Annotated in this window: 14 protein-coding genes; 5 read left to right on the top strand and 9 right to left on the bottom strand. The window is 40.5% G+C overall.

The window, feature by feature from the left end:
* The first annotated feature begins 44 nt into the window (after positions 1–44).
* Complete coding sequence (locus EGS71_RS19620; protein ID WP_000703552.1) at positions 45–824, top strand: Rossmann-like and DUF2520 domain-containing protein; 780 nt, start codon at positions 45–47, stop codon at positions 822–824.
* Positions 825–834: 10 nt separating this feature from the next.
* Here EGS71_RS19620 and EGS71_RS19625 read toward each other — a convergent pair whose 3' ends face one another.
* The 5 genes from EGS71_RS19625 to trmB form a co-directional block, all read right to left on the bottom strand.
* On the bottom strand, positions 835–1,461 hold the full coding sequence (locus EGS71_RS19625; protein ID WP_000912920.1) for a glutathione S-transferase family protein: 627 nt from the start codon (positions 1,459–1,461) through the stop codon (positions 835–837).
* Between the two features lie 61 nt (positions 1,462–1,522).
* Entirely contained in the window at positions 1,523–3,106 is a 1,584-nt protein-coding gene (locus EGS71_RS19630; RefSeq protein WP_001094424.1) for an IS66-like element ISAba25 family transposase, read from the bottom strand.
* 74 nt (positions 3,107–3,180) lie between these two features.
* Complete coding sequence (tnpB, locus tag EGS71_RS19635) at positions 3,181–3,516, bottom strand: IS66 family insertion sequence element accessory protein TnpB (protein WP_000619347.1); 336 nt, start codon at positions 3,514–3,516, stop codon at positions 3,181–3,183.
* Positions 3,513–3,896, bottom strand: coding sequence for a transposase (locus EGS71_RS19640; protein WP_001055589.1), 384 nt, complete (start codon positions 3,894–3,896; stop codon positions 3,513–3,515). Before EGS71_RS19640 ends, tnpB begins: the two co-directional genes overlap by 4 nt.
* Positions 3,897–4,131: 235 nt before the next feature.
* Complete coding sequence (gene trmB / locus EGS71_RS19645; protein WP_000020860.1) at positions 4,132–4,848, bottom strand: tRNA (guanosine(46)-N7)-methyltransferase TrmB; 717 nt, start codon at positions 4,846–4,848, stop codon at positions 4,132–4,134.
* Between the two features lie 145 nt (positions 4,849–4,993).
* Here trmB and EGS71_RS19650 point away from each other — a divergent pair, with 145 nt between their 5' ends.
* Positions 4,994–7,432, top strand: a complete 2,439-nt coding sequence (locus tag EGS71_RS19650) for an ExeM/NucH family extracellular endonuclease (RefSeq protein WP_000847230.1) — start codon at positions 4,994–4,996, stop codon at positions 7,430–7,432.
* Positions 7,433–7,639: 207 nt separating this feature from the next.
* Positions 7,640–8,251: a glutathione binding-like protein gene (locus EGS71_RS19655; RefSeq protein ID WP_000781337.1), complete on the top strand. Its 612-nt coding sequence runs from the start codon at positions 7,640–7,642 to the stop codon at positions 8,249–8,251.
* Between the two features lie 63 nt (positions 8,252–8,314).
* On the opposite strand, the gene EGS71_RS19660 is transcribed toward EGS71_RS19655, so the two are convergent.
* Both EGS71_RS19660 and ahpF read right to left on the bottom strand, forming a co-directional pair.
* Positions 8,315–8,659, bottom strand: coding sequence for a hypothetical protein (locus tag EGS71_RS19660; protein ID WP_001037895.1), 345 nt, complete (start codon positions 8,657–8,659; stop codon positions 8,315–8,317).
* Between the two features lie 173 nt (positions 8,660–8,832).
* Complete coding sequence (gene ahpF / locus EGS71_RS19665; RefSeq protein ID WP_000886806.1) at positions 8,833–10,398, bottom strand: alkyl hydroperoxide reductase subunit F; 1,566 nt, start codon at positions 10,396–10,398, stop codon at positions 8,833–8,835.
* A 261-nt stretch (positions 10,399–10,659) separates the two neighbouring features.
* Between ahpF and EGS71_RS19670 the strand changes: the two genes are divergently transcribed.
* Positions 10,660–10,878 carry a DUF1653 domain-containing protein gene (locus EGS71_RS19670; protein ID WP_000058246.1) on the top strand — a complete coding sequence of 73 codons (219 nt, stop codon included), beginning with the start codon at positions 10,660–10,662 and terminating at the stop codon, positions 10,876–10,878.
* A 36-nt stretch (positions 10,879–10,914) separates the two neighbouring features.
* Positions 10,915–11,502 (top strand): O-methyltransferase, encoded by a 588-nt coding sequence (locus EGS71_RS19675; protein ID WP_001133993.1) that lies wholly within the window; start codon positions 10,915–10,917, stop codon positions 11,500–11,502.
* A gap of 64 nt (positions 11,503–11,566) precedes the next feature.
* Here the strand turns inward: EGS71_RS19675 and EGS71_RS19680 are convergent, their stop codons facing one another.
* Complete coding sequence (locus EGS71_RS19680) at positions 11,567–11,782, bottom strand: KTSC domain-containing protein (protein ID WP_000024050.1); 216 nt, start codon at positions 11,780–11,782, stop codon at positions 11,567–11,569.
* A 192-nt stretch (positions 11,783–11,974) separates the two neighbouring features.
* Positions 11,975–12,538 (bottom strand): alkyl hydroperoxide reductase subunit C, encoded by a 564-nt coding sequence (gene ahpC, locus EGS71_RS19685; protein ID WP_000052794.1) that lies wholly within the window; start codon positions 12,536–12,538, stop codon positions 11,975–11,977.
* Between the last annotated feature and the right edge of the window lie 166 nt (positions 12,539–12,704).

Consider the following 12,704-nt stretch of genomic DNA (forward strand, 5'->3'; position numbering starts at 1 on the left):
TTTTGAGAAGCTTTTTTTATAGAAATAAATATTGTTAGGTTGGCATGAAAATTAGTTTGTTAGGGAGTGGGCGTGTTGCCTTCCATTTGGCAAAGGCACTGTTGGCTCAAGGTCATCACATCGCACAAGTCTATGCACGTGATTTTGAGAAAACTAAGAAGTTTGCAGAGCAAATTCAAGCGAAAGCATGTCAGTCTCTTCAAGAGTTTCAACCAAGCGATTTAATTATTCTAGCTGTTTCAGACAGTGCTATTACTGAACTTGCAACGCAGGTACATGAGATATTCCCAGAAACGCTTATGGTCCATACCTCGGGTAGCACAGACATTCAAGTCATCAGTAATATTCATGAAAAAGCAGGGGTGTTTTATCCTTTGCAAACGTTCAGTCTTGAAAGAGACGTTGATTGGCAAGCCACACCATTATTTGTAGAGGCGACCAATAAAGACGATTTAGTCATACTTTCTGATTTAGCAAATAGCCTAAGTAAGCGTGTATATCAATATACCTCCAAACAACGTTTAACTTTGCATTTGGCAGCCGTGTTTGCCTGTAATTTTAGTAATTATTGTTTTGATATGGCAAAGCAAGTTGTAGATGCAGAGCAGGTCGACTTTGGCTTGCTTTACCCATTAATTCTGGAAACAGCAAAAAAAGCTACTGAAAATGATCCAAAGCAAATGCAAACAGGACCTGCAATGCGGGGAGATCAGAATATCTTGGTAATGCATCAAAGCTTATTAGCCCAAGCAAATCGAGATGATTTAAAACAGGTTTATCAACTTTTAAGTGATGGCATCGTAAAGCGCCATCACTCATCTTAATTTTAAGAGGTTAAGGTTGACCGTTATTGCCCCATTTTAAAAAGCCTTTACGCTGATTTAAACGTTCAAAATATTGGTCGACATGTTTAAGCGCTGGATGGTCAAAAGGAGTTGCTTTCCAGCGTTGTACAGACAGCCCAATTGGTATATCAGCTAGGGTAAACTCAGTACCTGCAACATAGGCTTGAGTTTTTGCAAGTTGTTGATCGAGAATCTGCATTTGTTTATTCCACTGATCAATACCTTGTTGTAACAAATTCGGGTCCTGATGAAGGGCTGAATGTCGAATGAGCGACATAAATGCATAAGTCCAACTGTTATTCAGTTCTATAGCTTGCCAATCAACCCACTGGTCAATAATAGCTCTTTGTTTAGCTTGAGTTGGGTAGAGTATATGATTTTTATCATAAGCATTTGCTAGATAACGTATAATGCTATTCGACTGCCAAAGGACTAAGTCGCCATCTAAAATCACTGGAATTTGTCCATTTGGATTTAATTCCAAAAATTCAGGAGATTGAGCGGAGCGGAAGCCTATACCCCAATCTTCTCTCTCATATGTAAGATTTAATTCGTCACATAGCCATAAGACTTTGCGAACATTAATAGAATTATCACGCCCTAAGATTTTTAACATGTGTTGTCCTTAGTATTTTTTAGTATGGCAGTAAGCGTCCGCTGAATCCCATACCTATTTTTTAATTCGATTTAGGTTTCCAGCAGTGCGGCAGTAACTCTTCAATCTGGGTCACTTTATGTGTCGGTAACCTTTTCAGCACATCACTTAAATAGGCATACGGATCCAGCCCATTCAGCTTTGCTGACTGGATTAAAGTCATGATGTTTGCCGCTCGCTGACCACTGCGCAGCGAACCTGCAAACAGCCAGTTCTTGCGCCCCAACGCCCAGGGACGCATCTGATTCTCTACCCAATTGTTGCATATCGGTAGATTGCCATCATCCAGATAGCGGCTTAAGGCTGGCCAACGCTTCAGAGTGTAATTGATGGCCTTGGCGGTGGGAGAACTCGATGGCACTGTCAGATGATGTTGGTTGAGCCATTCATATAGTTGTTGCATCACTGGTTGACTATGCTGTTGTCGGTATTCGCGGCGGTCTTCCGCTGTACCATCGGTCTTTTTCCTGAGTTCTGCTTCTATCGCATACAGTTTCTGAATCAGCACCAATGCCTGTTCAGCGACCTGACTTTTCCCGGTCACATGCAGTTCATGGAATTTACGACGTGCATGGGCCATGCAGCCGACCTCTATGACCTGGCCTGATTTAAAGCGTGCTTTATAACCACTGTAATCATCACAGACTAGATTGCCCTGCCAGCCTTTCAAGAACTCTGCAGCATGCTGGCCTGAACGACTATCCTGAAAGTCATAGATCACCGCCTGAACTGGATTGTACTGTGTGGTGGCATAGGCCCAGACATAACCTTTCTTCGGTTTTTTCTCATTCTCACCCATCCGCATGATGGTGACCGGTGTTTCATCTGCATGCAGCACCCGCTGTTGCAGCACCACCTCTTTTAAGGCATTGGCCAGAGGTTCCAGTTCTACACCGCAGCGACCTATCCAGTCAGATAAAGTTGATCTAGAAAGTTCGATTCCCGCCCGCTGATAGATCAGACGTTGACGGTACAGCGGCAAATGATCGGCATACTTCGATACCAGCACATGGCTGAGCAATTCAGGTGAAGCAATGCCTTTATCAATCACATAGGCGGGCATCGCTTGCTGAGTCAGAGTGTCACACTGATCACAGACCCATTTACCACGCACATGCTGTTCCTTATAGAACTGTGCCGGTCTGAAATGCAGTTTCTCACTGACATCTTCGCCGATACGACGGAGTTGGCATCCACAAGTGCATTGGGTTGATGCAGGTTCATGCTCAATACGGATGGTGTGTAGATGATCTGGCAGTGGTCGACGTTTAGGTTTATTGGTTTTGGCTTTCTGTGTCGCTGCATCGGTTTTATCTGCATTTAATCGTTCTAATTCCAGATCAACAGCAGCAATATCTTCTTCAACCGCTTCATCCCATAGGTGGATTTGTTTTGCCGTTAAGTGTTCATTCTTTTGGGCGAATTTGTGCTTTTTAAACAGCGCCAGTTCATGCTCGTATTTTTGATTGAGAATAGAAAGATGTTGAACTTTGGCATCCAATTGTTGGTTTGATTGTGCTAGAGACTGATGCTGCATCGCCAACTGTCTGGTGAATTCCAGCAGTTGTTCATGGGTCAGTTGGCTTAAGTCAGGCAGCGTATTCATGACCGCAGTATGCCTGAGGTCATGAAGAGAATGAAATAGAACGTTTGGAGGATGGCAGAATGGTCGAGCTTGGTTTAGAGCATATTCACCACTTGCTGCAATCCAATTCTCTGCCAGGGCAAACCTTGGATTAATGCCTGTAACTGTTCCGGGCTGAGGGCCACGGTTTCACCTTGGTGAACTTGAGCCCAGTGAAATTTACCCTGTTCCAAACGCCGGGCACACAGCCAGATGCCCAGTCCATCATGTACCAACACTTTCATACGATGACCACGTTTATTACAGAACAGGTAGGCGCAATGCGGTTTGATGTAGCCAAAGGCTCTCACCACCTGAGCCATGACAGTATCCATTCCTGCTCGCATATCCATGGGCTGGGTAGAGAGCCAAATTTCATTGATACGGATCATGTTGCCAGTGCCTTGAGTAATTCTGCCAAGGCAGGTATTTCTGATGTCTGCCATTTTAGCTGAATATCATTATTCGTATGAGGCACGGTGATACACAACGTGATCCTCTCATCAATAGGTTGGCTGATTGCAGCAGTGTAAGGCAAAGCAATAAATGCTGGATTCACATGAGTAGGATCCTGCACGGCACCCTCATGATGGCTGAAGATCCTGATCCAACGACTGACAAGGTTGGCATTAATACTATGTTGCAGTGCGACCGAAGCGATCGAGGTATTAGGATTTTTACAGGCATTGACAATACTGAGTTTGAATTCTTTGCTGTATGTTCTGCGTTTTTTAGCAACAGGAGGTGTTGCTGAATATATATCCATGTTCATGGATTAAGTCCCCACTTGTTTTTAGGTGGGAACTAAATTAAGGCTTATAGGACCGCTTGGTAAGGCTGTGTTAGCCGGATGCTTACGTATGGCAAGTACCTTTTCTATAAATAACGAGATTGAGTTCAATTGGCAATCTTTAATTAGTCAGAAAAATGGACAAGATAAGTTATAGGTTTATTTAATTTTTAATATTGAAATGAAAAGGGCCTAGTTTGTTACTAAGCCCTGTTTCTTACTTAATCTTCTTAAAGATAAAGTCATTAATCTTATGACCTGACTCAATGCCACGGCGTTCAAACTTAGTTACTGGGCGCCATTCTGGTCTAGGATAGCTGTTGCCTTTACCCGCCAAGTTTTCAAGGTTTGGACGGTTGTCTAAAACATCTAACATCCACTCAGCATACGGTTCCCAGTCTGTTGCAGCGTGGAATGTGCCACCAAGCTCAAGTTTTTGTTCAACCAATTGCATACGTTCATGAATAACGAAGCGGCGTTTGAAATGACGTTTTTTTTGCCAAGGGTCTGGGAAGTAAAGTTGTACGCAGTTGATACTGTTGTCAGGCATTTCACGTAGTACTTGAATTGCGTCAGCATCGAGTACTCGTAAATTTTTAAGCTCTGCCATACCTGCTTCATAGACACATTGAGCAATGCCCGGTACATGGACTTCAATACCCACATAGTTGCGTTCAGGGTTCGCTTTAGCCATAAGTACTAAAGAACGGCCCATACCGAAACCGATTTCAACTGTTAAAGGGCGCTCTGGATGCTCGAAGTGCTGACGTAAGTCACCCACGGGATATTCCAAAATTAAATCGCGATGTTGTTCTAAAGCCGTGCGTTGAGACGTATTGAGTGGGGCTGAACGACGCATAAACGTCACAATTTCACGGTGTTCAGGCAAATTGTCCAATTCTGCAATTTGCGTTTCTAACTGATCGATCGACATAACCTTGGCAATATTGAAATTCAAATGCGGTATTTTAAGTCTTCAGGTGGTCAAGTCAAATGTTTCGGTGTTTTTCTTCATGTAGATGTCATGATCAATATTTAAGCTAAGAGGCTAATTAAAACTCACATGAACATTTTTACTCATGAAAACTTTTCAATTAAAAACACTTTCGGTTTTTTTAAGTGCATTAGGTGCATTTTCATATAGTTCTGTTGCTCAGGCACAGCTCATGTTTAGCCAGTATGTTGATGGTAGCAGTAATAAAAAAGGGTTAGAAATTTATAACCCGGATGGTACTACCGTTAACTTGGCTGATTATGAAATTCAACAATTTAATAATGGTGGGACTGCGAAAACAGCCACTTTCCGTTTACAAGGTACACTTGCAAGTAAACAAAAATTTTTGGTGGGGCGTTCAGAGTTACAGACAGAACTTGGCAATAAAGTAAATCAAGTGGCTGCATTGTCTTTTAATGGGGATGATGCAGTTGTGCTTGTTTATAAAGGCACACCTGTAGATCGTTTTGGCCGTATTGGGGAGCAACCTGAGGCAGGATGGGGAACTGCCGTTTCAAGCTTGGGAAATAGCTTTAAACGTATTGAAACTGAAAATCCAGCTTTGAGTATTGATCCGACAGCGGCATTTGATTTGGACCATTCATGGACAGCATGGGCAAACCGAAATGATTTTACAAATCTATCAGGTACTACTACTCAGCCTCCTATTGAAACGGTCAGCTGTTCAAGCTCAGATACACCAATTGCCGATTTAGCAACATCAGCACAAAACCAGACTTATACCGTGCGTGGGGTAATTACTGCCGACTATCGTTATGCAAATGGTTTCTCAGGTTTTTATGTTCAAACACCTGATACGAAAGCACGTGCAAATGTGAGCAATGCCATTTTTGTTTATATTCCGAATAGTAGTACGGTGAAAGGTGGACAAATTGGTGATGAGGTTATTTTACGTGGCCGTTTAACCAGCTATCAAAATCAGCTACAGATTGACCAATTACAACAAGATATTCAAACCTGTAATAGCAATATGGCAAATCAGGTTCAGCCAATTAGCCTTGAACTACCATTTTCGAGCTTAACAGGCGGTTCAACCCATTCTCCGCAGCGTTATCAAGGCATGTTGGTGAAATTGCCTCAGACTTTAACGGTGAGTGAGAATTATAATTATGGTCGTTATGGTGAGTTATCGTTAAGTTTAGGTCGCTTATATATTCCAACCAATTTATATCCAGCGCTATCTCCTGAAGCTAAAGCTCTAGCTCAGAAAAATTTATTATCTAAAATTATTTTTGATGATGGTTATAACAACCAAAACCGTACGCCATGGTTACCTACAAATTTTAGTGCTGCCAATACATTGCGTTCAGGCTATCAGCTTAAAAATATCGAAGGGGTTTTAGAATATCGTTTTAACGGTTGGCGCGTACAACCAGTGCTTGGACGTACGCAACCAGAAGTTGTTACTCAAACAAATCCACGCCAGAGTGTCATTACAAAAAATGCCAATCATATTCGTGTAGCTTCATTTAATGTCTTGAACTATGACAATGGTGCAACAGGTTTCCCAACACAGCGTGGTGCAAACACACAAGCAGAGTTTGATAAACAGCACCGTAAAATTGTGAGTGCACTCAAATCGATTGATGCTGACGTTTACGGATTAATGGAAATTGCCAACAATGGCTATGGCCCAAACAGCGCGATTGCTCATTTAACGAGTGCACTAGGTCCAGACTGGAAATATGTTATTCCTGAAAATCTGGATCGTTTAGGTAATGATGTTATTGCTGTTGCGATTATCTATAACAGTAAGCGTGTGAAGCCTTTAAATAAAGCTGTTGTGCTTGATTTAGGTGATAAAAACAGAACGACCTTAGCTCAAACGTTCCAAGCTGTCCGTGGTAATAAAACATTTACCGTTATTCCAAACCATTTGAAATCAAAAGGGTGTAGTGGAGTAGATGCTAACTCTTCTGATGCCGATCAAAATGATGGTCAGGGATGCTGGAATCCAACCCGTGTAAAAGCAGTTGATCAAATTGTGCAGTGGCTAGCAAAAAATCCAACGCAAGTGCCTAAGCAAAATGCTTTACTCGTTGGAGACATGAACAGTTATGCAAAAGAGGCGCCGATTTTGGCATTTGAAAAAGCCAATTATAAAGTCTTACTCAATGACGCTAAAGTTGGGCAAGGCGCTCAGGCGTACAGTTATGTTTTTGGTGTGGCAAGTGATGCAAATGGTAATGGTGGAGCGGGTAACTTAGACCATGCTATTGCTGATGCAGATTTATATCCAAAAGTAGTTCGTACTTTTGCTTGGCATATTAATGCTGACGAGCCGACGGTTCTAGATTACAACGAAGAATATAAAACTGATGAGCAAAAAGCTTTGTTCTATGGTGAAGATGCCTATCGTTCTTCGGACCATGACCCTGTGATTGTCGATCTAGATTTAAATGGCAAAGACTCGAATCAGCCAAATGATAACCAGAAAAGTCCAATTTTCGATTTCTTATCTCAATTAATGGAATGGATTAGCCAGCTTTTTAAACGTAGTTAAGGGTAAAAATGCATGATGTGAATGTGTTTTATCATATTTTAAACAATCGTCACGCAAGACAACTTGCAAGGGAAAACTTTTTCAAGAATATTAGGTAGTGTAAGTAATTTATAAATTTACGCTTTTTTACAATTAAGGAATTGTACAAACCTTGCAGGTTTTTTAGAACCAATTTAAAACGTTAATGTGAGATAACAAGGATCAGATATGAAATTATATTATTCGCCAGGCGCATGTTCTTTAGCTGCACATATTATTTTAAATGAAATTAATGTTGATTTTGATTTAGAACGAGTAAATTTAAAAACACATAAAACAGAAAAAGGTGCAGATTATTATGAAATTAACCCAAAGGGATATGTACCAGCTTTAGAAATTAATCCGGGATTAATTTTAACTGAAAACGTAGCGATTTTACCTTTCCTTGCTCAGCACGACCCTAAACAAGATTTGATTCCTCCTTCGGGCTTAGGCCGTGCGAAAGTATTAGAATGGTTGGGCTATTTAAATTCTGAACTGCATGATGCATACGCGGTATTTTTTGGGGCAGCGTTAACAAATGATGAAAAAACCAAAGCTTATGCTGAAATCGACCGTCTTTTAAAATATATCGATAATTATTTGGCTGAGTCGGATTATGACTATTTGGTAAATGATAATTTTGGTCCAGCAGATGCGTATTTATTTGTTTTAACAAATTGGTCAAACTCAATTGAGCATGATTTAACGCCATATAAACATATTATTGCCTTACGTAATAAAGTTGCAGAACGTCAGTCAGTACAAATTGCAATGCGTGATGAAGGTTTAATTTCATAAGCAATTTTCAAAAGCATTAAAAAAGCCCCTAAGCAATAGGGGCTTTTTTAATGCTAAAGCGAATTAGTGTTGAGCATCTTTTTTCACATCAGCAGCTGCATTTTCAACAGCTTGAGCTGTATCAGCAGTCGCTTTACGTGCAGTAGCTTCTGTTTCAGCTGCAGCTTTAGCAGTCGCATCAGCAGCGTGGTCAGCAGCAGCATCAATTTTAGCTGAAGCGTTGTCTGTTGCAGTTGCAATATCGCTCGCAGCTTGATCACCAGCAGATTTGATATCTGCTGTTGCTTGTTGAGCAGCATTTTCTAAGTGTTCACCTGTAGTAGCACCAGTTTCTGGAGCTTTATCTTTATTACAACCAACAAGGGCAACAGTCGCAGCAAGACCTAAAGCAACAAGTAATTTATTCATTGTGTTTTTCCTTCTAATTCATGGCATCCAAAATTATGGATGTCTAAAATATAAACATAAAGTAACTGATTAATAAAGATCAAAAATTGTTAAAAAGTTGTAACTCTCGTATTAAAAAAGCCTAGCATTTTGTAATGCTAGGCTTGAATTAAATGATAGTGATTTGACCAGTTTTACTGCCCAGAACGAATGATGTAATCAAACGCAGAGAGTGATGCTTTAGCGCCTTCACCTGTAGCAATAATGATCTGCTTGTACGGTACAGTGGTACAGTCACCTGCAGCAAATACACCTTTTACATTGGTTTCGTTGCGGTCATTAACAATGATCTCGCCACGGTTGGTTAACTCAACCTCACTGTCTTTTAAGAAGTCAGTGTTTGGAAGTAAACCAATCTGTACAAAGATCCCTGCAAGCTCTACCACATGCTCTTCATCAGTTGCACGGTCTTTATATTTAAGACCGGTTACTTGTGAACCGTCGCCTAACACTTCTGTACTTAACGCATTCATAATCACTGTGGTGTTTGGCAAGCTATGCAATTTGTTTTGCAAGACTTGGTCAGCACGAAGTTTAGTGTCAAACTCAACCAGAGTTACATGCTCAACAATACCTGCAAGGTCAATCGCCGCTTCAACACCTGAGTTACCGCCACCAATCACGGCAACACGTTTGCCTTTGAACAATGGACCATCACAGTGTGGGCAGTAAGCAACACCACGGGTACGGTATTCAGCTTCACCCGGTACATTCATTTCTCTCCAACGTGCCCCTGTTGAAAGGATCACAGTTTTCGATTCAAGTTTTGCACCGTTTTCAAGTTCAACTTCAACCAAGCCATTTGCTGTTTGGTCTGCACCCGTGATTTTGCTGACACGTTGCAGGTTCATGATATCCACATCGTATTCACGAACATGTGCTTCCATTTCAGCAGCAAACTTAGGACCTTGTGTTTTTTGCACAGAAGTGAAGTTTTCAATGTCCATGGTATCCATGACCTGACCACCAAAGCGTTCAGCCACGATACCTGTGTTAATGCCTTTACGTGCCGCATAGATTGCAGCTGTTGCACCCGCAGGTCCACCACCAATCACCAATACATCAAACGCATCTTTGGCATTGAGTGCTGCTGCGTCTTTTTCAGCTGAATTGGTATCAAGTTTTGCCACAATCTCTTCAAGCGTCATACGACCTTGACCAATGTGTTCATTGTCCTGGAAGACCATCGGTACAGCCATGATTTTGCGTTGTTCCACTTCGTCTTGGAAGAATGCACCATCAATCATGGTTGCCGTGGTGTTCGGGTTATAAATGGCAATCAGGTTAAGTGCCTGTACCACGTCCGGACAGTTATGACAGCTTAATGATACGAATACATCAAAGTTAGCTTTGAGGTTTAAGCCTTTAATCTGATTTAAAACTTCATCCGATACTTTAGGTGCATAGCCAGACACTTGTAACAGAGCCAAGATCAAAGACGTAAACTCATGACCCATTGGTAAGCCTGCGAAGAACACACGAGGTTGTTCACCTGCTTTAGCCACACCAAAGCTTGGGCGACGTGTATTATTACCGTCAAAACGGGCTGTTACCTTGTCAGAAAGCTCAGCGATTTCAGTTACTAATTCTTTAATTTGAGCAGCTTTATCTGATTCATCTAAAGCAGCAACTAATTCGATTGGACTTTCTAAACGTTCTAGGTAAGCTTTTAATTGAGTTTTAATGTTTTGATCTAACATCTGTTTTTTACTCCAATGCATCCAAATTCTTTCAATAGATGCATAGTACGTTAAAACAATGAATAGGTAAAACAGTATGTTTTTATGAATTTAATCGTTTTTTTGAATGTTGGTATGCAACAACGCGTAAGTTAAGAAAGTGCAAAAGAGCATCTTAATTTCATTTTTAGTTTTGCAGTATTTTAAAGTGAAAGTGTTTGAAAATTTATATATGTTATATGGCTGTAAAGATTTTATGTCATAACATTAAAAGGTACTTTCATGTCATTGCAACGCGGCATTTATCAGCATTATAAAGGTAATCTCTATCAAGTTTTTTCTGTAGCAAAACACAGTGAAACTGAAGAGGAATTGGTCGTTTATCAATGTTTATATGGTGATTATTCAACTTGGGTTCGACCACTTGATATGTTTACTGAAACCGTGCAAATGAGTGATGGTAGCGTCGTACCGCGTTTTAAATTAATACAAAGTACTTAAATAAAACGGCTGTCATATAAAGAAGGAGTAAAATAGATGCCAAATACTATTTTCTTACAAAGAGTTGCTGATTTATATGACACCTTTAAACAGCATGACTCACAGCAATCCGATCGTTTACAACGATATCGTAATATAGAAGTAGAATCTGCTCAGCTAATTTCCCAGCTTATTCGTATGCAGCAAGCCAAGTCTATTTTGGAAATTGGCACTTCAACAGGCTATTCAACTTTGTGGCTTGCCGAAGCTGCCCAAGCGACTGGTGGGCAAGTCATTACAGTTGAAATTGATGCAAAGCGAAGTGCAGAGGCAAAACGTCATGTAGCTGAGTTAGAGCTCAGTGAAATTGTTCAATTTTGGGTAGGAGATGCAGCCGATTACTTAAAAGCAGCTCAGGAAAAATTTGATTTTATTTTGTTAGATGCTGAACGCGATGCATATGAAAATTATTGGCCAGATTTAAAACGCCTAATGAAGCCTAAAGGTGGGGTTTTAGTTGTCGATAATGTGATATCCCATGCGGCAGAAGTAAATCGATTTATAGCCTTAATTAAAAAAGATCCGGATTATATGAGTAGCATTTTGCCTGTCGGCGCAGGTTTGTGTTTAGTGGTCACAAAATAGTTATGCTGAAATAATTTTTCATATTCCAGTGGGGGCCTGTTTCGAACAGGCCTTTTTTATAATTTTATGAGGCAATCACCAAAGAGAGTCGGGTAAAGTGCAAATTAAATTCTAAGTATTTGTGTACAAAAGCGGCTTTATCGGTTGAACGCAATAAGTTGTCATAAACAAACTCAGGAACAGGATGATAAAGATCTCCTGAGCCATCGCTATAAAAGATTTTTAAATGACGCGATGTCGCATTGTATTTCCATGAAGTGACGACCGCTGTATTCGCCATAAATGCACCCCTTTATTTCATATCAAACGTACTCAAAAAATAACCAGTTGTTTATTTGACATTACTCAATGTTTAGGTAACGGGGAAGGGCAGAATTGTAAAAGTATCAGTAGAAAATGTGATGTGCTTATTCAAAACAAAAGAACCATCCGATAAAGGATGGTTCTTTAGGTTTTTAAAATCTAAGAGAGATTAGATTTTACCAACTAGGTCGATAGATGGAGCAAGAGTTGCTTCGCCTTCTTTCCATTTAGCTGGGCAAACTTCACCTGGGTGAGAGTGTACGTATTGAGCAGCTTTTACTTTACGAAGAAGCTCAGATGCGTCACGACCGATACCGCCAGCGTTGATTTCAACGATTTGGATTTTACCTTCTGGATCGATAACGAAAGTACCACGGTCAGCTAAACCTTCAGACTCGATTAAAACGTCAAAGTTTTTAGAAAGAGTCCAAGTTGGATCGCCGATTAATGGGTATTGGATTTTCTTGATCGCGTCTGAAGTGTCGTGCCAAGCTTTGTGAGTGAAGTGAGTGTCAGTAGAAACACCGTAGATTTCCACGCCTAATTTTTGGAATTCAGCGTAGTTATCAGCTAAGTCTTCAAGCTCAGTAGGACATACGAAAGTGAAGTCAGCAGGATAGAAGAATACAACAGACCACTTACCTTTAAGGTTAGTTTCGTTCACTTCGATGAATTGGCCGTTGTGGTAAGCAGTTGCTTGGAAAGGTTTAACTTCAGTATTAATCAAGCTCATCATTGTCTCCATGATTGAGGTTTATATTTAAACTTGTTTACGAGATGTAGAATAAATAAAAATTCTTTATTGGGGAAATAGTATTTTTACATGACTAAAATCGGAAAATTGAATAAGTATGAAATTTTCGATTTTTAAGTCCCCAAATACTGTATTCGATTTGACT

The sequence above is a fragment of the Acinetobacter sp. FDAARGOS_559 genome (assembly GCF_003940475.1).
Taxonomy (GTDB): Bacteria; Pseudomonadota; Gammaproteobacteria; order Pseudomonadales; family Moraxellaceae; genus Acinetobacter; species Acinetobacter baumannii.